Raw genomic sequence first — 22,551 nt, forward strand, 5'->3', positions numbered from 1 at the left:
ACTTCTCGCACTTCTATTACTTGTAAAAATGCCTACAGTTCTTTAAGTTGACCTTTGAATTCTTCCGATGTAACATGACCTTCCTGGGTGATGCTCTTTCGTTGCATTACTTGCCATATAGTCATGAACAAAATTTTCAGGTCAAGCCACAAACTCCAATGATCGATATACCAAATATCCAACTCAAATTTTTTATTCCAAAATTGATCTAATGTGCGGCGACCATTAACTTGTGCCCAGCCAGTAATACCCGGTTTCACTTCATGGCGACGCGCTTGTTGAGGGGTATAGCGGTCAAGATACTTTACTAATAATGGGCGGGGCCCAACAAAACTCATATCTCCTTTCAAGACATTCCAAAGTTGAGGTAATTCATCAAGACTAGTTTCGCGTAGGAATTGACCAAAGGCTGTGAGGCGTTTTTCATCAGCAAGAAGATTGCCCTCATGATCACGTTCATTGGTCATGGTGCGGAATTTGTAAAATTTAAAAATCCGAGCATTTTGACCGGGGCGAAATTGGGTAAAAATCACTGGGCTACCCAGACGAGAATGAATAGCGATCGCTACACTCATCAGTAAAGGAAAAAGAAAAATTAAAGCGATCGCTGCCACAACTCTATCTAATAAAGATTTGATTACTCTGCGGTATATTTTTAAATTAATGCCCTGAAAATTATTACCATTCATAAACACACCCCTCAATCTTAAAGTATTTTTTCTCTCTTTTGCCTCTTGTTTGCGTCTCTAAGTGAGATTATTTTTCCACATTACTGTTCAAGACATAGTGAATAAACGCCTAAATCTTGATAGTAATTATTAAGTCGTTTAAAAACTAACTCTTCATCATATTGAACTTCGATCCGCTCACGGCTAGCCTTACCATAAGCTTGTCTCAATTCATAGTTAGATAATAGTATTTTCAAAGCCTCAGCTAACTTTCCACTATTTTTAGGTGGCACAATTAAACCAGTTTTTCCATGTACTACTGCTTCTCGACATCCTCGAATATCTGTAGTAACAACTGGTAAACCCATTGACATTGCTTCTACGATAGATCGGGGTAATCCTTCATGAGTAAATGTAGGTAGCACAAAGATATCTAACAGTCCTAAAAGTTCTGGTATATCTTGACGTTCGCCTGTCAGAGTAACATGTTGTTCAATTCCCAAAGAGTGAATTTTTTTGATCAATTCTGTGTGGAAAGGTTCAGGATCGCTACTGAGTTGAGAACCAATTATTAGAACTTGTAGATTAGGGTAGTGAGGGAGCAATTTGGCTGCGGCTTCAATCAAATATCCACTCCCTTTTTTATGGATTATACGTCCAATGGTGCCAATAATTAAGTCCCTACTATCAGGAATACCCAATGATTTTCGTAATAGTGTTTGATGAGTGGAATTGAGGCGATCGCGTTTAAAACGATCAATGTCTACACCGTTACCCAAATAACATACTTTTTCCGATGGACAAAGACCTAATTTTTTAGCTGTGGCTATATCTTCATAATTTTGGGTAAGGATTAGATCAGTTATAAAAGCAGCAAGTTTCTCAATAATAAAATAAAACTGGTATTGACTAGGTGAAGACTGATCATGAAATGGAAAACCGTGAGCAGTGTAGACAATTCGTTTAACACCAGCCAGTTTCGCTGCAATGCGACCTAATACAGCAGCAATTGGAGTATGTACATGAACAAGGTCATACCGATTCTTTTGAATTAATTGTGTCAGATGATAAATACTTCTCAAATTCAAAACAGGAGATATTTGACGATCAATTTGAATGGGATGCACTATATATCCTTGTTGTTGTAATTCTTCAACCTCTGAACCTGGAGAACAAGCTATTTCAACCGATAGATTATGAGACAAAAAGTAATCAATTTGAGGTCGTAAAAGCGCCTGAGCAGTACTTCCAACTGCACAGATATGCAGTATTTTCATTATTTACTACTCCCCGCCCTCAGCCAAGAATTTTGAGTTGATCGAGTACTCGTGTTCTGATAATAAGAACAATACCAAGCTACAAAACGTTCAATTCCTACCTCAATAGGCGTGCTAGGTTTAAAGCCTATATCCTTGACTAGATCATCAATATCCGCATAGGTAACGGGGACATCACCAGGTTGTAAAGGGAGCAAATTTTTTTGTGCTTTTATTCCCAAACAGTCTTCTAGCACTTCTATAAAGCGCATTAATTCAACTGGTTGATTGTTACCTATGTTGTAAATTTTATAAGCAGCCTTACTTGTACCTGGGTCGGGTGCATTTCCCGACCAGACGATATTTGGCTCAGGGATTTTATCCATCACTCGGATAATACCCTCTACAATGTCGTCAATATATGTAAAATCTCGGCACATCTTACCGTAATTAAACACATCAATCGGTTGCTTTGCCAAAATTGCTTTAGTAAACAAAAACAGCGCCATATCTGGACGACCCCACGGCCCATAGACAGTAAAGAAGCGGAGTCCAGTTGTTGGTAGACCGTATAAATGGCTATAACTATGAGCCATTAACTCGTTAGCTTTTTTCGTAGCAGCATATAAGCTAACTGGATGGTCTACGTTGTCATGAATAGAAAAGGGTGTTTTAGTATTAGCACCGTAGACAGAACTAGAAGAGGCAAATACCAAGTGCTGAACGCCTGAATGGCGACAACCTTCAAGGATATTAATAAAGCCCACTAAGTTACTGTCTATATACGCATGAGGGTTCTTGATGGAGTATCGGACACCAGCTTGTGCTGCTAAATTGACCACCACATCAAAGCGTTGTTCAGCAAAAAGTTGGCTTATAGCTGTTGAGTCTGCCAAATCCAGTCTATAAAAACTAAAACTTGGGTTTTCCTCTAGTTGAGCTAAACGGTCTTTTTTAAGGAGGACATCGTAGTAATCATTTAAGTTGTCTAGACCAACAACTTCATCACCTCTGGTTAATAGGCGTTGGCTAAGGTGAAAACCAATAAAACCAGCAGCACCAGTGACTAAAACCTTGACCATAATATTTTCCCTATAAGCTCCAGTAATGAATATGGGGTGGTAGTGTAGCTTGGCTAAAAATGGACTTGATATCCATTAGCACTCCACCTGGGCGCAAACAGTTGAAAAGTTGTTTGCAAGGCATATCTAAGTAAGCCTGATGACTGACTGCAAATATTACCCCGTCTAAATCAGATAGGTTATGCCAATCTACTAAATGAATGCCATATTCCTGGTATGCTTCATCAGGATCTACCAGAGGGTCGTGTAAGAGTGGTTCAATACCAAATTGCTGTAACTCTGCCACCATATCCGGTATGCGACTATTGCGGATGTCGGGTACGTTTTCCTTAAAGGTGAGACCGAGAATTCCTACCCGCGCTTCTTTAATCGATAGGTTAGCTTCAACTAAGAGTTTGATAAAACGCTGACCAAGATAAGTACCCATACTGTCGTTAATCCGACGACCAGCTAGGATGACCTCGGGATGGTATCCCAGTTCTTCTGCTTTGGTAGTTAGATAGTAGGGATCAACCCCAATGCAGTGACCACCAACAAGCCCTGGTGTGAATGGCAAAAAGTTCCATTTGGTATTTGCAGCTGCTAAAACGTCGTGGGTACGAATACCAATGCGATCGCATATTAGCGCCAGTTCGTTCATCAAAGCAATATTCAAGTCTCGCTGAGTGTTCTCAATTACTTTGGCAGCCTCAGCTACTTTAATTGAGGAGGTGCGATAGACACCCGCATCAATAATGGTCGTGTAGACACTTGCGACTCGTTCCAGAGTTTCGGCATCTTCCCCAGCTACCACTTTGACAATCTTTTCTAGTGTATGAGCCTTGTCACCCGGATTAATCCGTTCTGGAGAGTAGCCCAGTTTGAAATCAACACCCAGCTTTAAGCCTGATACCTTGGCCAAAGTCGCTCCGCAGATATCCTCTGTTACCCCTGGATACACAGTGGATTCGTATACCACGATCGCTCCAGGTTGTAGCACTTTAGCAACGAGTTCAGAGGCTTTAATCAGCAAAGTTAGGTCAGGGTTATGGTTGCGGTCAACTGGAGTTGGTACAGCAATCACAAAAAAGTTTGTATCTACTAGATCATAAAGGTCGGAAGTAATGATTAGGCTAGAGTTTTTTAACTCATCGGTGGAGACTTGACCTGTGCGATCGCGGCCTTGATTTAAACTTTTAACTTTTTCTAAATTGATATCAAATCCAATAGTATTGGGAAATTTTTTAGCAAATGCCAGGGCAACGGGTAGACCAACGTAGCCAAGACCAATAACTGCAATGCGGTTGCTCATGTCTTAACAGGAATATATTCAAAATATCCGAACTTTGACAATTGCCATTTTGAGAAGTGGCAATTTTTTGATAATTAAGATTAAGTCTCGTTTTTTAATTTTGGAATTTGAGGAAAGTTAATACAGCAATTATCGATAATATCTCACTTTTACAAATATGCTGGGCTATTATAAATCACGCTTAATTTTGCATACAAACGTAGTCAGACTAAGCAGACTCTAGGAATTCGAAACCAACGGAAGTGGGTTTTGTCTGTATAGCTGCGAATTCCATTTGCCAGGGCAGGCGTGTTTTTATAAAAGTGAGATGCTTCCGCAATCCTCTTCTTCTACGTCAATTTTGTAGTACTTTTTTATTTGAGTAACGCCAATTTGGCGAAGCTTCTACAAATAAAAAGACATAACCGCATCTATTTAATTGCCTGCCTGTATTTATTCTTACTTTGATGCTTTGTTTGGCAAGCGGGCAGTTTGAAATACGTAAGCATCATCTTTCAAATCTTGCTCTGCTAATTTATGCCCAATTTCTTGATCATTTATACTGAATTCATCAACTTTGAGCACTTGGTTGACAGAAAAATTATTACCGGAGTGAATGCCTTGCTGTTGAAAGTTCATCCTGTCTAAGAGGTTGTTTGAAAAGTGGTTGGCTGTGATGTTAGGCACTAACTGATCCCCCCTAGCCCCCCTTTTTAAGGGGGGGAACCGGAATCAAAATCCACCTTAAAAGGTGGATTTAGGGGGATCTAGAACGTTTTGTTACCGAGAAGAAAACTTTTCAAACATCCTCTAACTGACTAATAGATTTGTTTGGTTATTAAATCTAGGATTCCCTATCGTTTAAATAATGTAACATTCATCTTTCCCAAACCAAAAACTCTAGTTTTTAGCTTGTGTGACCAACATATCATCCTTTTTAATTGAGTTCTAAAAAGGGGACAAGTAATTGCAAATTTTTCAAGATGCTGATTCAGAAGAGAGCCTCTCTATTTCCTCACCCAACTGTCGGCGGACTGATTCCAGCAGATTTGTATCCCGCGTCCAGTTCTTCCAGTCAAGACCGACACTCCGAGCTAATCGAAGCCCCCACTCGTGGCGATGTCCACGACGGTCTACGCCTACGCCATTTTTGAGAATTTCGAGATATTCGTAATCTTCCACCCCTTCTCTGAGCCACTTAAGTCTCATGGAAGGGACAACTCCTGTCAAACCTACCTGTTTACCAGGATAAAACAACATCCCTTCACCAGGATAATAGTCTTTCTCGTGGGAATAAGTTTGAATATCCTTCCACGGATTTTTTGTCCATAGGTCAACTCGCCAGTATAAAATCCCTGTCAGTCCCAGGCTTTGGCTAATGAAGCCTGGGTGAATTCTGTAGTTGATTGGTTCAAAGTCTATTTGCCATTTAGGAGAGTAACCATCCTGTACCAAAGCGTTGTAAGACCAAACTTTGTCTCCTTTTTGCAGAACCTCAGATATGCGTTTTGGAGCCTCATCATAAGATTCTGGCAATACTACCCAGATATCAACAGCGGAACGTCCAGTTCCAGAACCATCATCATAAAGCGCGGGTGTGGGAGTCATGGCTAAGGCAGTTGCTATTCCAGCTTGGTGGAAATTTCGCGCCCATTCCTTTACTGGTTTAATTAGATTTGGACAGTTATCAATTTCATCAGCATATCTAGTGTAGAGAAATAGACTAGATTCATGTTTAGCAGCAGTAGTTTTAATCTTTTTAAGAGAAGGGGCTGGAGACATTTTGCAAGTACTAACGTTAGCCCCGCTCCAGAAAGGAAGACTCCGAGAACGGAGTCCCCAACGTTTCATTAACTCAGGTTCATCTGCTGGATCAAAATGCGCGTCAGGCATTAACTTATGTTTAAGAAGCTCAACCATGTCGCTTTTATCTCGATGTTCATAGAATGTAAATTCAGAATTGAGCGATGGTTTTATCGGTAACTCAAAATTCCAAACTTTCAGGTTGATTTTGCCTGCGATCGCTCCTTGGTCACTGCTAACAGTAAAAGTCCCGTGATATTGACCGGCTTGAGCGTCGCGGGGTACAAAGATGTCTACCCAAATAGGTTGGTTATTCCTAGCTTTGAGGTTGAATGGAACTGCATCCAATTCAGCACCTTTAATATCTGCTTGGTTTTCAGGATTAATAAACGGAATTAGTCCATCGGCATACCATCCAGTACCTAAAGGTGGATTGCTACTGCCCTTCTTGTTAGGGCTGGAATGAGTAACATGAACGTAATGTTCTCGGTAGAGTGTAATGTTCTTATTCGGAATTACCTGATTGTTTGGGCCAGACAAATCAGAGACTGAAACGTTGACGTTTGTCAATCCAGTATTGGGTGCCCGGATTCCGATTTGAAATGGTTCATATTCCCCACGAGCGGCATACAAATCAATGCTAGTTTTATTTTTTGGTAGGTCTTCTCGTTTTATCCTTTCTAAATTTGAAGTTACCCATACAAAGGGATGATCAGCGAAGGATGAGTTGTTAGCTAATAGGTCGATGCTTGAACAAGCAAATAAAGTAAATACTGTTCCTAGCATCCAAATGATAAGTTTGAATTTGTTAAACAGCCTTGTCTTTCTTTTAAAAATATGTGACATTTCAAGTTATCCTCATTTATTAAAATATGAATCTGCCTTTTTTACGAACCGCAAAGAGCGCAAAGGGCACAAAGTGTAAAAAGCTAATATTTCATAAATGATTGAGTATTGCTATAGTAGTGATGGCTAAAGTTGTCACTACAAACCTTTAATTATTTACGCCGCTCTACTTCTGTGGCTAAGTTTTTAGTTGGGGTCTAAATACCCTGATGTAACTGTTTTGAATTTTGAATTTTTTAATGGTTTTCTTCTAACCAAGCCTGAAACATCAACACATCCCACAAATCATTTTGCCAGTCTCGCTCAGATGAAAGATGTTCTGCCCATTTTTGGCGAATTGGTTGTGGGTTCAAAAATCCTTCTTGCTGTAGCCGACGTTCATCTAGGAGGGCTTCTGCCCAGTCTCGCAAAGGAACACGCAACCAACTATCAATTGGCATCCCAAACCCCATTTTGGGGCGCTCAATCAGGTTTTTAGGTACATACTTATCCAGAATTTGACGCAATAGCCACTTACCCTGACCATTACGGATTTTCATGGACAGTGGTATGCGCCAAGCTAATTCCACTACGCGGTGATCTAAAAATGGTATCCGACTTTCTAAGCTCACACCCATGCTGGCTCGATCAACTTTGACTAGGATATCGTCTGGGAGATAATTCACTGTGTCGTGGTACATCATCTGTGGGATGAAGTCGGTTAACTGCGTTAATTGTTGGCGATCGCAGTTGTTCATCAAAGGCTTTAAACTATTTACTACTAATGCTTCTCGCTCTTTCCAATGAGAAATCATGCCTGTGTACAAAGCTTTGGCATCAGAAACCGCCAAGATTTCTGCAATCCAGTGCAATTTATCCCCAGGAGTAGGTTGCTTGAGTTTAGCTGGTAGTAAGCTATGAAAGTTAACCAAACCACGATTCCAAGTTTGAGGCGATAAGCTAGACAGGGTGCGTGCAGCAGTCTGGCGCAAGGTTAGAGGTATCCAGCCAATCTTTTGCCAAGTGCTGTCACCCCAAAAATAGCGTTTGTATCCCGCAAAAAGTTCATCGCCGCCATCCCCGGAAAGGCTGACTGTTACATGCTGTTTAGCAAGCTGGGATATTAAGAAAGTCGGAATCTGGGAATCGTCGGCGAAGGGTTCATCATAAAGTGTCGGTAGTTTAGGAATGACAGCAAGTGCATCTTTTGGGGTTACATAAAGTTCTGTATGGTCTGTGCCTAAGTGCTGTGCCACTGCTTTGGCATAATGTGCTTCATTGTAGCTATCTTCATCAAAACCAATGGTAAATGTTTTCACCGGTTGGCTACTTTGAGCTTGCATTAGGGCTACTACTGTGGAGGAATCAATCCCTCCCGAAAGAAAAGCTCCTAGTGGCACATCTGCAACCATCCGTAGTCCGACAGCATCTTGTAATAATGCTTCCATCTGTGCAACAGCTTCCATTTCCGACCCGGTGAAGGGTTCATTAACACCCAACTCTGCGGCTTTTATCGCAGACCAGTAGGGAACAGGATTAGGATCAGTATCCACGCCATTCCAAGTGAGGACTGTTCCCGGTGGTAACTTATAGATGCCTTCGTAGATCGAATAGGGTGCAGGTACGTAGTTATTTCGGAGAAACACTGCTAAGGCATCACGGTTGATTTTTGCCTGGAAAGCGGGATGGACTTTCAGGGCTTTTAACTCGGAGCCGAATAGAAAAGTTTGACCCATCCAACCATAATAGAGAGGTTTTTCACCCAAGCGATCGCGCCCTAAATGCAAAATTCGCTCTTGACGATCCCACAAGGCAAACGCAAACATCCCATTGCAGCGCCCAATTGCTCTATGTAATCCCCACTCACTAAAGCTAGCCAGCATCACCTCAGTATCAGAACGTCCCCGAAATTGATGGCCTAGTGATTCAAGTTGACGCTTTAACTCTAAAAAGTTATAAATCTCGCCATTAAAAACAATTACATACCGACTATTCGCAGAGATCATCGGCTGATGTCCTTCTGGCGAAAGGTCTACAATCGCCAGTCGTCGATGCCCCAAGGCAATCCCTACCTCTGCATCGACCCAACTCCCGCCATTATCTGGCCCTCGATGTAACAGTGTGTCTGACATCTGCTGAACCACATAAGACAGTTCCTCAGAGTTGACTCGTCTAGAGATATTCCAAAAACCAGCAATGCCACACATTTAATGTTAGCCTTTCAATTTAGTTTTTTTGCAAGCACGTTGTCGTATAGCGCCTCATATTGAGCCACAACTGAGTCTAAAGAAAAGCATTCGATCACCCTTGCCCGTGCTGCTTTTCCTAAAGCTTCTCTGCCCTCCTTACCTATATTTATCAATGCTTTCCAAGCATCCGCTAATGCCTCTGGATCTTTTGGAGGGACAACTTTTCCTGTATCACTAACAATCCAAGCTGAGTCTCCCACATCTGTTACTACACAAGGAACACCACAAGACATAGCTTCGCCAATTACATTAGAAAAAGCTTCTCCAGAGGAAGAGGAAGAGGCAATATCGAAAGCAGCAGTTAGACGGGGCACATCATGACGTTCACCAAGTAGATGTATCTGTTTAATAAGCCCTAATTCATGGATTAGCTCAGATAAAATATGATTTTGCCAATCTACTTGATTGCCAGCAAGAACAAATTGGACATTGGGATACTTCTTAAGTAGTAATGCAGCAGCCTGAAGAAAATTAAAATGGTCTTTTATCGGATGATAACGACCAATCATACCAATCAGTAAAGCATTTTCAGGGGTATTTAATTCTGAACGAACACTGAGGCGAGCCTTAGCTGATGGTGTGAATTTATCTGTTTCAAACCCATTGGGGATTACGCAAGTTTTATCGATACAATAACCGCTTTTTTCATGTTGATTAGCACTGTTTTGAGAGTTATAAATAATTTTTTCAGGGAAATTAGAACATCTTCCACACAGTTTAATTACAGTAGTTGTTCCCGGCTTCTCTAAGTCTAAAGAATAAAGGGAATGACGCACATTCCATAAAACGAACACTTGTTTGAATATAAAAAGTCTGGCAAACTGTGCAGCTAAGTTTCCATGATACATCCAACCTTGAATTAAGTCAGGTTTGAGTTGACGTACTATGTTAATTATTCGCCAAATGTTAGCTATTGTAGGCTTTCCTTGTTTCATCCCAATGGTGTAAATAGGAATACCTAAAGTCGCAATGCGATCGCCCCATGTACCACGATCCATCAAAGAAATAACAACTGGACTAAAACGCTTTCGATCTATTCTGGAAAGAAGTTTATAAAGCATGACTTCAGCCCCGCCCGTGGAAAGTCCTGTAATGATATAAATTATTTTCATAATGGATTTTCTACTTTAAACCTTTGCTCTAACTGACTCGCCGCAGTCATAGCAGCCATTAATGAGAACATTATTAAAATGTAACGTTCCTCTAAAATATTATGGCTAAATAGTCCCCAGAGAAGAATAAAAGCAGCAAAAGCCAAGCCAATATATTTAGTTTCCCCATGTGCGTGTTGTGTAACTGCATATACTAAAACAGGTAGAATAAAAGCGCCTAAAATTCCATGATCGGTCATATAGTATAAATAAATATTGTGTGTAGATATTCCCATATTCCACGTTAAAGTTGAGCCAATTCCATTACCGAGAAATGGATGTTTGGTAAACATCTGCCAAGCTAACTGAGCCACTTCTAAACGAGAATCAGCAGAGTCTTCAGAATCAGAAGCTGAAATGTTTTGAAACCATGAAATTCTTTCCAGAGAATTTTTATTCAAGCTCAAGTTTTGTAATAGTTCTTCTGACCACTGTGAGCCTAAGCTAATAAATATCGTTCCTATTCCCAACACCCAATAAAGTAATTTATTCGGATGCAATATACGGGTTATGGTAAAAATAATAACTGTAACTAACCAGCCAAGAATAGCTCCTCTAGAAAATGTCAACAACACTCCAATACCAATGATAGATACGAAAGGTAAACGATATATTGGGTGCAATAGACTCACGCTAAAAATCATGCCAAGTACTAACGCTGCACCATCATTGTTAGGATTTAAATAAAATCCAGCAGACCGGCCACCAGTACCTAATGAATTAAATGCAATTGGGTTAAAAAATTCGTAACCGTTATTGAATACAGCCATTAAGACTGCGATAAAAATTGCCCATCTAGTCCAGATGTGAATATCGTTATTGCTGGAAAAAATTAGGGTCATGATTATAATAAATATTACTGACAAAATCCGCTTTCTTAATTCTTCAACAACAATTTCACCAGGTATCGATAATAATACGAACCATAATAAAGAGATAAATATAAAGCCAAGGCACCAAGTAATTACAGCGTGTGGAATGTATTTGGTTTTTGTAAAAATCAATGGAGTGGAGGCTAGAGCAAATAACATGACCCAAAATAAAGGAGGTTGAGAGAAGCTTCCTGATGTATATAAATAGGAACTAATTTCTGTAAAAAAAGTGAAAACAGCACCTACCGCGAGGGCACATTGATAATAAAATAGTAAATCGTATTTTTTATTTAGGGATGGATTCATGAGATATATCAAGTAAAGCAGCTTCGGTTTTAAGGACTAATTTAGCTACTGAGAAATTGTCAATAATTCGCTGTCGAATTTGAGTGCGATCGCACTCATTATTACCAAGCTTTTCTATCAAATTTTTCATAGCAGTTTTCAGTGCTTCTGGATTTTTAGGAGGTACTACTACATCCATATCACCAACAATCCAAGCAGAATCACCTACATCCGTGACTACACAAGGTACACCGCAGGACATCGCCTCTCCAATTACATTTGGGAATCCTTCTGTATAAGATGAAGAAACAACAATATCTAGAGCGTTGTAGATTGCAGATATATCTGCACGTGCTTTGATCCAGATAACTTGATTAGAGATGCTTAATTCATCAGCCATCTGACGTAGTTCTCGTACATAGTTTTCCGAGCCACTACCCACACAGACAAAACGCACATCCTGTCTATCTTTAAAGAGTAATGCTGCTGCTCTAAGAAATGTGGGATGGTCTTTCCTTATATCTAGTCGCCCCACCAAACCAAGCAAAATAGTGTCTTCAGGAATTCCCCACGATTTTCGTACTTTTATTCTAGCTCCTTGATCGGGTTTAAATAGTTCGATATCAATACCATTGTGAATTACCATCATTTTGTTAGAAGGAAATCCATGAGTCAGATAATATTCTCGACCAGCATAGGAATTGACAATAATCAGATCAGCAAAGCGGGCTAAAAGGCGCTCTAATTGAAAAAGCAAACGCCCTAACCAATTGTAAGAATTAGAATCTACATTAGATGAGCGTATTCCCCAAACCATGCGGGTTGAAGGAAAAAATGGCTTTAAGAAGATAGTGAATAAATTCGGTATCCCAATATATCCATGCAACACATCAGGATGTATACGTTGAAGATGCTGAACAAGATGTAAAAAGAAGCCAAATAAATGCCAACGTCCTTGTTTATCTAAACAGATAATTGGGATATTACTATCTTTTAAGTCTTTATCTAAAGATAATAATCCACTAGAGTAAAAGCATAAAATGGTTATATCAAAGCATTCTTTATCAAGAGCTTTTACCAGCGTCACTAATTGCCTTTCTGCTCCTCCATAGTTAAGGTCACGAATAAGGAATACAATTTTCTTTTTCATATATTTGAAAATAAAAATTTGCTATTAATTTTCAGGATTTCTCTTTAATAATTTTCTGGCTTTTGACGCTATCTGGAAAACCTCTCTCCTAAAAGGAGAGAGACTTTGAATTTTCCCACTTCCTGCGTCGGGAAGAGGGCTAGGGGGTTAGGTTTTTTGTGGGCTTTTTCACATGACATAAATTGTTGTTATTAATAATCTGAGCTAACAATTGTTCCCACATCCCCATTATTTTCTCTATGCTGAATCGTTCGATTATTTCTGGCGCACGAACAGCTAAAGACTTCCGTTCTTTTTCGTCAGACATTAATCGTTCCATTGCTGCGGCTAATGCTGACACATCTTCATTTAGAACTAAAATGCCATCTATGCCATCACGAATAATCTCTCGTGGCCCACTAGGACAATCTGTAGAGATGACTGGTAACCCACATACCATTGCTTCGCAAAGCGCATTAGGGAAACCCTCAAATCGGGAAGACATAATAAAAATCTCCGCTTGCTGCAAAAAACCATAATTATTTTTCACCATTCCAGGAAAATGAACGCGATCGCTCAATCCAAGTTGGTTACGCAAAGCTTCCAACTCTGGACGTAGTATGCCATCTCCTAAAATAGTCAATGTCCATTCTGGATAACGTTCCTTCAGTTGTGCAAAGGCTTGCAGCAACAGATCAAAGCCTTTCTCTGGGACAAAGCGTCCCATAGCAATCAGCGATCGCTCTCTTAAAACCTTGTCCGATAACTGTTTTTCTATAGGTGGTAATACAACCATATTAGGGATAATACAGCTATTACTTTGCAGCTTTAATGGAAAATAATCTCTTGCTCTTTTAGTTTGAAAAACAATCCGATCTGCAAATGGATAAGTTTGTTGTCGTAGTTGTTTCCAATTTCCACCTAAAGAACTTTTGCTCGGATTACTGCGTTCAGACACCACCACTGGTATATTCAAGTATCGTGTTGCGAGTAAAGTGATCACATTAGTTTTAGATGTGAAGCTAATCACAGCATCTGGGGCGCTGTTGATAATTGCATTTCGTAATGTTCTGATGCGATTCAAATTATTATAAATACCGATAATCGCATTGGAAGATTTGCTAGCAATGCCTAACGGAGTGTAAAAAACGCGATTGTCTAAATCAAATTGGGATATTTTATTATCATCAAATGTCAATATAGTAATTTGCCATTCCTTGGCTGCCCAGTAATTTGCCATGATTGACATGACACGTTCTGCACCACCATAAGTAAGTGAATAAATAATCAGTGTTATCCTCATTTTTTTAAAGTAAATATTTAACAAGTAATATTCCTTTTAATTTTCAGAAGCACTTATTAGTTTTCTGCTGACATAATACGTTAAAAAGCAGAATGAAAAAACATAAACACAAGTAGTAGATAAAGCAATACCTATAACACCAAACCATTCCATAAAAACATAATTTAGAAAAATATTGATAGTTAAGTTACAAGCAGAACCCCACATCAATATATGATTTAATTGCATTGCCGAAATTAACCTCACAGCCAAAATACCCGCTACATAAAAAGGTATTTGTAAGGCAAAGGAATTTTGGATCTGAGCTACTAAATAAGTATCATTAGCTGTAAATGAACCTCTTTGAAAGAGGATCTGAACTATAGGCTCGGAAAATATAAACAAGAATCCTGCCAGTAGAGTAGTTGTAACAAAAATGATTTGCATATATTGTTTAAGTGTGCGACGTGTACCTATCCAATCCTTGGAAGCTACCATTTTGGAAAAATAGGGAATTACAGCAGTACTTAATGCTGTGGTAGCTAAAGATATCGGGAAGGCAATGAGCTTGTTACCATAACTCAGTGCTGCTACGCTACCAGGTGACAGCATTGCTGCCATAGATTGATCTACTAGATTTGTACTACACATCAAAAAACCGCCCGCAATCATTGGTAAATACTGGCTAACAACCTGACGCAGGTGAGGATCAAACCCATACCATTTTGGAAGCCATGAAATGCCTTGTCGGTGCAGTGCTGCTCCTAAAAGAGTTATTTCTACTGCTGCACCGCAGACTAGCCCTGCGGCTAAAGCGAAAATACCCCAAGATTTAAGCATCAAGAGCAATAGGACACTAATAGTTGGAGTGATAATTGGTGATAAAGCTGCTAGGGCAAAACGCTCTCCTGCATTCAATACGGCACCCCAAATGATAATAATCCCACTTAAGAGAACAAAAGGTGCGATCGCATAGAGCAAACGAAAAGTCATATCTAACTTTTCGGGACTGAACCCAGCAGCAATGTGTGGTAAATACAGTGGTGCGCTAGCTACCATTAGTATCGTCGTGATTGCTAGCAGTCCCAAGCCGCTGATTGTGGCTCCACAGAAAAGCCTTTGAGCCGCCTTTATACCTTCCTGTTCTCGTACCTGCATATAAGTAGGTATAAGAGCAGTATTAAAAGAACCAGCGATTACATTGGTGATAAAAGAAGGAACTAACAAAGCAATTAAAAATGCATCTAAATCGTCCCCAGTACCAAACCTCTGAGCAACTACCAATTCTTTACCTACAGCCGCCACTTTAACCAATGCTGTCAATAAACCAACTATCATCGCTGCACCAAAAATTTGGCGATTGATAGAGCCGCTTGTCAGTTGCTTCCAGTAATCAACTAAGCTTTGCAAACGCCACATTTTCATACCGCAGTTGAAACGATTTAGAATTATTCAATCTAAAATTTAAAATTCGATAAACGTGGTAACGGTAATTGAGATAAACTCATATAAATTTTCAGTAGATGTAAATATAGTTTGCCCTTGATTGTGATGCCATTAATACAGTTAAAGTTCTTGACAATTTCTCCACCAAATTTTTCTTTAAACTGATTAATACCGAGTTTTTCCTGATCTGTATTTCCGGTATACCAGCCTCCAAAATCATAAATCGAAATTCCTAAATTTTTAAATCTTAATATATCCTGCCAGTGATGGTAACGATTTGCCCGCCCTAAAATCGATTGATAGGAAGTATCGTTACTATTTTTAAGTGATGCAGAATGCAAAAGACGAACTCTATTGTTACTACGATAATAAACATGCCAAACTAAAGATTCACCATTTTTTAGCTTGACATGTGAAATCTCAATTACCCCAGCATCTATACGATTTTTTAGCTGGGTTCGATTAATCTTGTTTAAACCTTTTTGGGTGGCGAATAAATCATAAAAATCTGAGAATTGATTGAAAGTATTTGAGTCAATATTCTCCCAGGTTTCATAAATAACTTCGTCTTTTTGCTCTGCTCTTCTAATTTTATACCTATCATTGCTACTGATACTTTCCCAGAGTTGATCATGACTTTTGGTTAAGTCAATTAACCTTGTGTAAAATTCATCAGACTGGCCACCTTTAATGGGGTGTATCCATTGCCTATAATGAAGTACATCCACATTACCTAATTCTTGCGGAGCTTCATCAAACCAGACTTCTCCTACTGAAAAGATAAATTTCTTTGTGACAATCAACATGTTTTTTCTCACTTTGCGTTTCAAATTAAACTCATTAATGCAATAACTATAAATTCATAATTTTGAAACAGGAAGTTAATCCTTTTCGCAAAAATGCTCGGATTGAATATGGGTCAATCACAAATCGATAATGCTTCCCGTCCACACATGCTATCCATTTATTTTCGTCAATTTCGTGAGGATCAATATGGTGCATACCGATTTGATTCCAACCTAACCCACTTGCTTTGAGAACTGGATTCTCTTTAACTTGTTTTTCTTGATAATTTGTTATTGTCAGATCAGTTATTTCAAGAGCTAGAACTTTATTCCCATAAATTCGCTCACAATCCTGGGTATATCTAATAATTTTGTCATCAGTTACTACAACTCTACCGGCTGGTCTTGCTATATTTTTATTCCCCTCTATAACAGGACTTTTAGGATGCTCAATCCAGGAATCCGTCAAGTTTTTAGAATAATAAAGACGGAGAGTATCTCTAGCTTCTGATGTTGCGGTCAATAGCCACCACAGATTATTGTATTGAAAAATACTAGGGTCTACAAAATCACTTTGATCGAGTAAGGTTTTTATAAATGTCCATTTTGTAGGAAAACTAGTTGCTTTATATAAACGAATAGAACCAGCTTCAGAAGTTTCTGGAATCATATAATATTCGTTTTGGAATTTGAATACGTATGGATAAGACAAATGGAACGGCTCATCAAGTACAATTTGTTGGTAATTCCATTTATATGCATCATTGCTAGTTGCTAATCCTATTACTCCTTTATTCTGAAGACTATTCAGTACTTCAAAGAACATATACCAAATACCGTCCTCACAGACCATAAATGGATCAGCAACAAAGTTGGCTGGAACATCTGTGATATCTTTAGCAGTCAAAACTGGATTACTAATTTTTTCTGGAGAAACAAAATCAAAAAGAGATTCGCCTAGATAAATTCCAATTGACCATTCACTTCTTCTTTTAACAAAAGTCTTGGCTATATTTTTCATTCCAGTCAAATATCTATCTTTAAGCCTAAATACTCTATTGGATACCTGTGAATTACTGTTGAGCTTATAGGTTTTGTACATATTTATTCTGCCGAGTCAAGTAGATTTTATTGATATTTACGACCAACAGTCTTAAGTTATTCTCCTTACGGTTTCATCTGTGCCAATATTCTGACAGAAGTATTATTGGAAATAGTTGCTGCTGTATAACTTTCTAAGTGTTTGGGTTTATATCCTGGTACTAGTTGTTGAAGGAGAAACAGGATAAAATTCGTATCGTTTTTAGCTGCTGCTTGACATAAAGTTTCTACAGTAATAGACAGATTTTCTGGAATCATCCTACTAGCATTTTGGGCTACTAATAGTTTTTCGTGTTGAGTTGGTTCATATTCTTCTCCTGGAAGAAATAATTCCTCAAATAACTTTTCACCTGGGCGTAGACCAGTAAATACAATTTCAATATCTTGGTTTATTTCGTATCCTGAAAGGCGAATTAATTCTTTGGCTAAGTCAACAATTTTCACAGGTTTACCCATGTTCAACATTAAGACTTCACCACCACGACCAAGTACAGTAGCCTGCAAAACGAGTTGAACTGCCTCTGGAATAGTCATGAAATAACGACAAATATCTGGATGAGTAACGGTTACTGGCCCGCCTGCTGCAATTTGTTTTTTAAAGGTTGGAACTACACTACCTCTACTGCCTAAAACATTACCAAAACGCACAGTTACATAAGGCTTACCGCTTTCTTTTGCGGCTTGTAGTACCAACATTTCGGCGACTCTTTTACTAGCACCCATAACATTGGTAGGATTAACTGCCTTATCTGTAGAAATCATCACGAAATGTTTCACATTATATTGCAGTGACAGTTCTAGTAAATTTTTTGTCCCCATTACATTGTTGGTGATTGCTTCTACTGGATTTAATTCCATTAGTGGGACGTGCTTATGAGCCGCAGCGTGGAAAATTACATCAGGTTTGAATAGCTCGAATGCATGTTCTAATCGAGACTTAAAGCGGATATCAGCAATGAAGGTAGAAAGACGAGGAGTGTTTCTTGGTAATTTGCCCTCATTTTCGAGAACTTGAACAAGTTGTTCTAGTTCTTGTTGGATATTGAACACAGAATTTTCTCCATGTCCCATAAGGATCATTTCAGCAGGATTGCATTTAAAAATTTGACGGCAAAGTTCGCTACCAATTGATCCACCTGAGCCTGTGATTAGTACTGTTTTACCTTTAAGGAATTGAGCAACTTGCTCAATATCAATTTGTACAGGTTCTCGTCTGAGTAAATCTTCAATACGTACATCCCGAATGCTGTCAACTCGGACACGACCATTGAGGATTTCATGTATGCCTGGTAAAGTGCTAGTTTGAGTTCCAGTTGCTTTGCAAATATTTAGGATTTCCCGAATGACTCCACCTGTAACTGTAGGCATAGCAATGATAACTTTATGGATTTTGAGAGATTTTAAAACATCAGGAATTTGATAGCGATCGCCTACTACAGGAATCCCGCGGATGTATGCACGGAATTTGCGCGGATCGTCGTCAATAAAAGCAACAGGATGAAACCCCAGTTGAGGATTTCTTTGCATTTCTTGCACAAGAGAAATGCCAGCATTACCAGCACCAACTATCAACACGCGGTCTTGTGGCTTAAATACTGCACGTTGCTGACTGATTCTTTCTACAATCCGAATACTAAAACGTACTCCACCAATAAAAATACACGAAAGTAATCCGTCGATTAATGGTAATGATTGTGGCAGTGTATTCAATGTTAAGTATGGTATAAATCGCATCACTTCAAAGAATACTGCTTGAATTACTACCGCAATACCCATTAGCATCGTTATATATAAAAGCTCCTCAATACTTGCATAGCGCCAGTAAAGTCTATAAAAACCAAAATTCCACAATACAGTTAGTTTGATTGCTAAAAAAAGTATTGTTGCAATTCCTAATTCCGCTTTATACTCTTGGATGTGAAAGTCACCATTTAAACATAGATTTAGAGCTATAAAAGCGGTAAATGAAAAAACAATAGTATCAAAAATAAACAAGTGCTTATTTTTTAAATTTAGCAATTTGATCAATAAGCTGCTAATTAATTTTTGAGGTAGCCAGTGAGAAACAAATAATAAGCAATCCATGTATGTAAAAGCCTCTAGGATAATCTATCTTTAGTAGAAATATTCCAAGTTTATTAAGACAAGAAAATCTAGTCAAATGAGCAAAGATAAAGAATGTTTGCAATGTGAAACTACCCTAGAAGAATAATCCATCCTTTTAGGAGATTTAAAATGACAGCAAGTGTTGAAACTGATAGTGGAGCTTTAATGCCTATATATCAATATATTTCTGTTATAACTAGAATTGCATCTCTTTATTTAGAATTGCTTAATTACATACCTTCCTTAGGAGATATCAGGATTTAAACAAATCCTATTTATTTATAAATAAGATTGTTGACCACAAAGCAAAATTTGCCGCCCCTAAAGTATTTGGTATTTACAAAACTGTTGAAGAGGATTTTTACTAGGCTTATTAACTTTGTAGCAGTTTCTTATCATTTGCGTCATGCCAAATTGGCGTAGCTTGTGCATATAAAAAGACATAACCGCATATGCTTAATTGTATTTTAGTAGTTATTATTACTTCTTAAATCAGGAAACCTGCTCAACTCATCGGTTTATTGGTACGTGTCGATGGAATAGATCAATGTGACTTTTCACTGTATCTGGAAAACCTCTCTCTAAATCTCTCTCCTTTTAGGAGAGAGACTTTGAATTTTACCCCTTCCCGACACGGGAAGGGGGTTAGATTTTCGTGAGCTTTTCCACATGATGTGAAAAGCCAGATTTATCAATATAGTTTAGTTAGCGTCAAAAACCATAAACTGGGTAGGTTGGTTTCTACCTTGCTTGTCTAGTAGAGATACGAAGTGAAACCAACAAATCTCCGAAAATGTTGGGTTACCTTGCGGGAAGCCGCTTGGTCTCTACATTCCTTAACCCAAGCCTATTGGTTTATGGATGCAACATACTTTGGGGGCGCACAGATGTTCGCCCCCACAAGTTGATTATTTAGAAGTCTTTATTTAAGTTCCCAACTAAACTTTTGCTTCCAAAGACTTGAGTAACTCGGTATTCACACCCGATTCACGAGTCAGGGCAATTTTGCCAGTGCGCGCGATTTCTCTCAAACCAAATTTTTGCAACACCTGCACGATCGCTACCATTTTACCTGGATCTCCCACAACTTCTAAGGTGAGAGAATCTTCCGCCACGTCCACGACTCGCGCCCGGAAAATCTGAGATAGTTCGATCACTTCTGAGCGATTGCTGGTACTAGCATTCACCTTCAAAAGCATCAATTCCCGCTCTACGCAAGGAGTTTCGGTAATATCCTGTACCTTTAGGACATTGACTAACTTGTATAGCTGTTTGGTAAGTTGCTCGATAACGCGATCGTCACCAGGTACAATCATCGTAATTCGGGAAACTCCTCCCTGTTCAGCAGGGCCAACAGCAAGGCTTTCAATATTAAAACCACGACGAGCAAATAAACCAGAAATGCGGGAAAGAACACCCGCCTCATCTTCTACGAGAACTGAAAGGGTATGTTTCATCTTCGCCAACAGAGGCTAGAACAGGATTTGAGTAAGGCAGACACTAGTACTGCTTTGCAGAATTCACTCATTCAAAATTCAAAATTCCTTGAGTTTTAAACTCTTGACATTTTGTCAAATGTATGTTTCCTTCTGTTGTGGCGTACTACTGCACTAATTGTAAGTGCGACCTTTTATTGTAAACTCAATAGCTGCACTCATCGCACTCTCAAGATAAATTGAGCAGAAATCATACTGCAAGGAGGAATTTTATTGAATGCATCTCTTTTCATTGGCAGATGCGGCATTTTTGTAAAGCTTTTATACTCAGATTTAATGAACCTCTAATAGGAGAAAAATTTTTATGAGTTGGTTAAAAAGACTATTTGGAATGGAAAAACCTCAAAATGCAGAAGTAAATCCTACTCCGCAGTCAATAGCGCAAGCTCCTAGTGCTAACGTTGCGCCTACTGCTACTCAATCGATACCCCCAGAACGTGTGGGATTAAGCGGCGAATATGATCAAAGTGGATTGGCAAAGCGGGTAGCGTTGGCATTTGATCAAGATCCCCAACTCGATGATGTTAATACCCTTTGGGTTGCTCAAACGGGTAGCACTGTAGTATTAAAAGGTAAAGTTCCCAGTCAAGAAATTCTCAACAAGATGATTTCTGTAGCCCGTTCTGTGCATGGCACTACAAATGTTGACACTAACCAAGCCACGATTGGCTAGGTGTTAAGGAATTAAAAATTCAATAGTGGCGATCGCACTGCTTACCCCATCGCTTCCATTGCATAATATTTAGGGAGTAACCAATGGTTGGCGATGCCTGCGGCGGGCTTCGCCTACGCTAACCCACCTTTCAATCCTATCTAAAATAGCTTGGTTGACTTGTTCAGGACATTCATCATGGGGACAATGCCCTACATCCTCCAAATTCAGTACTTCCAACTTTTCGTTGTACTGGGCGAATTGGCTAGCCAGGGCTGGGGGAACAAACCGATCCTTTTGTCCCCAAATTAACAACATGGGAATTGTTAAGGTTGGCAACACTGTCTTGACACTAGGACTAAAGTTAATTCCGATCGCAGCTTTGAACAAAGCACTAAAAGCTCTGGCGGAGCCTCTATCTTGGGGAGGCCCTGCTAAAATTTCTATGAGTTCATCGGTAATCGCCTCTGGGTTAGCGTAGGCAAGACTAGCCCAGCGACGCAACACCCCAGGACGGCGCACGAAGTTAAATACAGGTTTCAGAATCAACGGCGAAGCGACAATATTTTTAATTGCTCTAACAACTGGTTGCAGCACAGGAGGAATTGCTTCTTGCTCTAGTGAAGGGTCTGGTAAACTCATCATCACCATACCCAGCACCATATCGGGGTGAGTGGCGGCGGCGGCCATCGAAATCAGTGAACCGTTGGAATTACCTATTAATATTGCTGGTTCACGGATAAATGTTTTCCAAAAATCGTAAACCTGCTCAACCCAGAGTTCGATACTGTAATTAGCTGCGGCTTTTTCGGAAGCGCCAAAACCCAGCATATCGATGGCATAAACTGTGTGATGCTCACCCAACACTTCTAAATTATGTCGCCAATGACCAATGGAAGCGCCAAAGCCATGTAGCAATATCAGGGGTGTTGTTTTCTGGTGATTTTGGCTAGGGCGAATGTAAGTGTAGCGGGTTTGCCAGCCGCGCCAAACCCAATCCCTTTGATTACCAACCCGTTCTTGCCAGTGTAGGGCAGTGGTCACACTTACCTCCGATTTATCAGCGTGAAATTCTATTATAAAAAAAATGCCT

At 39.4% G+C, this 22,551-nt stretch carries 18 protein-coding genes; 1 reads left to right on the top strand and 17 read right to left on the bottom strand.

Annotated features, from left to right (window positions below):
- Nucleotides 1-32 precede the first annotated feature (32 nt).
- The 16 genes from H6G92_RS20235 to ilvN all read right to left on the bottom strand — a co-directional run bounded on the left by H6G92_RS20235 (nt 33) and on the right by ilvN (nt 20,767).
- Entirely contained in the window at nt 33-689 is a 657-nt protein-coding gene (locus tag H6G92_RS20235; protein WP_199344891.1) for a sugar transferase, read from the bottom strand.
- 80 nt (nt 690-769) lie between these two features.
- Nucleotides 770-1,945, bottom strand: a complete 1,176-nt coding sequence (locus H6G92_RS20240; RefSeq protein WP_190895391.1) for a glycosyltransferase family 4 protein — start codon at nt 1,943-1,945, stop codon at nt 770-772.
- The gene (locus H6G92_RS20245; protein WP_199344892.1) at nt 1,945-3,006 is read right to left on the bottom strand and encodes an NAD-dependent epimerase; all 1,062 of its coding nucleotides are present in this window, start codon (nt 3,004-3,006) and stop codon (nt 1,945-1,947) included. The genes H6G92_RS20240 and H6G92_RS20245 overlap by 1 nt, the downstream gene beginning before the upstream one ends.
- Before the next feature lie 10 nt (nt 3,007-3,016).
- Nucleotides 3,017-4,297, bottom strand: a complete 1,281-nt coding sequence (locus H6G92_RS20250) for a nucleotide sugar dehydrogenase (protein WP_190895392.1) — start codon at nt 4,295-4,297, stop codon at nt 3,017-3,019.
- Between the two features lie 438 nt (nt 4,298-4,735).
- Entirely contained in the window at nt 4,736-4,963 is a 228-nt protein-coding gene (locus H6G92_RS20255; protein WP_190895393.1) for a hypothetical protein, read from the bottom strand.
- Nucleotides 4,964-5,254: 291 nt separating this feature from the next.
- On the bottom strand, nt 5,255-6,865 hold the full coding sequence (locus tag H6G92_RS20260; RefSeq protein WP_242059243.1) for a DUF4091 domain-containing protein: 1,611 nt from the start codon (nt 6,863-6,865) through the stop codon (nt 5,255-5,257).
- A 296-nt stretch (nt 6,866-7,161) separates the two neighbouring features.
- Nucleotides 7,162-9,111: an asparagine synthase (glutamine-hydrolyzing) gene (gene asnB / locus H6G92_RS20265; RefSeq protein WP_190895395.1), complete on the bottom strand. Its 1,950-nt coding sequence runs from the start codon at nt 9,109-9,111 to the stop codon at nt 7,162-7,164.
- 14 nt (nt 9,112-9,125) lie between these two features.
- Nucleotides 9,126-10,265, bottom strand: a complete 1,140-nt coding sequence (locus H6G92_RS20270; RefSeq protein WP_190895396.1) for a glycosyltransferase family 4 protein — start codon at nt 10,263-10,265, stop codon at nt 9,126-9,128.
- On the bottom strand, nt 10,262-11,482 hold the full coding sequence (locus tag H6G92_RS20275; RefSeq protein WP_190895397.1) for an O-antigen ligase family protein: 1,221 nt from the start codon (nt 11,480-11,482) through the stop codon (nt 10,262-10,264). The genes H6G92_RS20270 and H6G92_RS20275 overlap by 4 nt, the downstream gene beginning before the upstream one ends.
- Nucleotides 11,463-12,611, bottom strand: coding sequence for a glycosyltransferase (locus H6G92_RS20280; protein ID WP_190895398.1), 1,149 nt, complete (start codon nt 12,609-12,611; stop codon nt 11,463-11,465). The genes H6G92_RS20275 and H6G92_RS20280 overlap by 20 nt, the downstream gene beginning before the upstream one ends.
- Nucleotides 12,612-12,750: 139 nt before the next feature.
- Nucleotides 12,751-13,893 (bottom strand): glycosyltransferase family 4 protein, encoded by a 1,143-nt coding sequence (locus H6G92_RS20285; protein ID WP_190895399.1) that lies wholly within the window; start codon nt 13,891-13,893, stop codon nt 12,751-12,753.
- Between the two features lie 36 nt (nt 13,894-13,929).
- Nucleotides 13,930-15,291, bottom strand: a complete 1,362-nt coding sequence (murJ, locus tag H6G92_RS20290) for a murein biosynthesis integral membrane protein MurJ (protein ID WP_242059245.1) — start codon at nt 15,289-15,291, stop codon at nt 13,930-13,932.
- A gap of 38 nt (nt 15,292-15,329) precedes the next feature.
- On the bottom strand, nt 15,330-16,124 hold the full coding sequence (locus H6G92_RS20295) for a hypothetical protein (RefSeq protein ID WP_190895401.1): 795 nt from the start codon (nt 16,122-16,124) through the stop codon (nt 15,330-15,332).
- A 46-nt stretch (nt 16,125-16,170) separates the two neighbouring features.
- Nucleotides 16,171-17,205, bottom strand: coding sequence for a glucosamine inositolphosphorylceramide transferase family protein (locus tag H6G92_RS20300; RefSeq protein WP_190895402.1), 1,035 nt, complete (start codon nt 17,203-17,205; stop codon nt 16,171-16,173).
- A gap of 65 nt (nt 17,206-17,270) precedes the next feature.
- Nucleotides 17,271-19,289 (bottom strand): polysaccharide biosynthesis protein, encoded by a 2,019-nt coding sequence (locus H6G92_RS20305; RefSeq protein ID WP_190895403.1) that lies wholly within the window; start codon nt 19,287-19,289, stop codon nt 17,271-17,273.
- Nucleotides 19,290-20,248: 959 nt separating this feature from the next.
- Nucleotides 20,249-20,767: an acetolactate synthase small subunit gene (gene ilvN, locus H6G92_RS20310; RefSeq protein ID WP_190895404.1), complete on the bottom strand. Its 519-nt coding sequence runs from the start codon at nt 20,765-20,767 to the stop codon at nt 20,249-20,251.
- Nucleotides 20,768-21,110: 343 nt separating this feature from the next.
- Here ilvN and H6G92_RS20315 point away from each other — a divergent pair, with 343 nt between their 5' ends.
- Nucleotides 21,111-21,479 (top strand): BON domain-containing protein, encoded by a 369-nt coding sequence (locus H6G92_RS20315; protein ID WP_190895405.1) that lies wholly within the window; start codon nt 21,111-21,113, stop codon nt 21,477-21,479.
- Between the two features lie 69 nt (nt 21,480-21,548).
- Here the strand turns inward: H6G92_RS20315 and H6G92_RS20320 are convergent, their stop codons facing one another.
- Complete coding sequence (locus tag H6G92_RS20320) at nt 21,549-22,502, bottom strand: alpha/beta fold hydrolase (protein ID WP_190895406.1); 954 nt, start codon at nt 22,500-22,502, stop codon at nt 21,549-21,551.
- Between the last annotated feature and the right edge of the window lie 49 nt (nt 22,503-22,551).

Source organism: Nostoc foliaceum FACHB-393 (genome assembly GCF_014698505.1).
Lineage (GTDB): Bacteria > Cyanobacteriota > Cyanobacteriia > Cyanobacteriales > Nostocaceae > Nostoc > Nostoc foliaceum_A.

Excerpts from the sequence above, each read along its gene's own strand:
- H6G92_RS20305 (WP_190895403.1), bottom strand. The coding sequence starts at position 19,289 with ATGGATTGCTTATTATTTGTTTCTCACTGGCTACCTCAAAAATTAATT.
- H6G92_RS20300 (WP_190895402.1), bottom strand. The coding sequence starts at position 17,205 with ATGTACAAAACCTATAAGCTCAACAGTAATTCACAGGTATCCAATAGA.
- murJ (WP_242059245.1), bottom strand. The coding sequence starts at position 15,291 with ATGTGGCGTTTGCAAAGCTTAGTTGATTACTGGAAGCAACTGACAAGC.
- H6G92_RS20250 (WP_190895392.1), bottom strand. The coding sequence starts at position 4,297 with ATGAGCAACCGCATTGCAGTTATTGGTCTTGGCTACGTTGGTCTACCC.
- H6G92_RS20295 (WP_190895401.1), bottom strand. The coding sequence starts at position 16,124 with ATGTTGATTGTCACAAAGAAATTTATCTTTTCAGTAGGAGAAGTCTGG.
- H6G92_RS20235 (WP_199344891.1), bottom strand. The coding sequence starts at position 689 with ATGAATGGTAATAATTTTCAGGGCATTAATTTAAAAATATACCGCAGA.
- H6G92_RS20260 (WP_242059243.1), bottom strand. The coding sequence starts at position 6,865 with ATGCTAGGAACAGTATTTACTTTATTTGCTTGTTCAAGCATCGACCTA.
- H6G92_RS20285 (WP_190895399.1), bottom strand. The coding sequence starts at position 13,893 with ATGAGGATAACACTGATTATTTATTCACTTACTTATGGTGGTGCAGAA.
- H6G92_RS20280 (WP_190895398.1), bottom strand. The coding sequence starts at position 12,611 with ATGAAAAAGAAAATTGTATTCCTTATTCGTGACCTTAACTATGGAGGA.
- H6G92_RS20240 (WP_190895391.1), bottom strand. The coding sequence starts at position 1,945 with ATGAAAATACTGCATATCTGTGCAGTTGGAAGTACTGCTCAGGCGCTT.
- ilvN (WP_190895404.1), bottom strand. The coding sequence starts at position 20,767 with ATGAAACATACCCTTTCAGTTCTCGTAGAAGATGAGGCGGGTGTTCTT.
- asnB (WP_190895395.1), bottom strand. The coding sequence starts at position 9,111 with ATGTGTGGCATTGCTGGTTTTTGGAATATCTCTAGACGAGTCAACTCT.
- H6G92_RS20315 (WP_190895405.1), top strand. The coding sequence starts at position 21,111 with ATGAGTTGGTTAAAAAGACTATTTGGAATGGAAAAACCTCAAAATGCA.
- H6G92_RS20275 (WP_190895397.1), bottom strand. The coding sequence starts at position 11,482 with ATGAATCCATCCCTAAATAAAAAATACGATTTACTATTTTATTATCAA.
- H6G92_RS20270 (WP_190895396.1), bottom strand. The coding sequence starts at position 10,265 with ATGAAAATAATTTATATCATTACAGGACTTTCCACGGGCGGGGCTGAA.
- H6G92_RS20245 (WP_199344892.1), bottom strand. The coding sequence starts at position 3,006 with ATGGTCAAGGTTTTAGTCACTGGTGCTGCTGGTTTTATTGGTTTTCAC.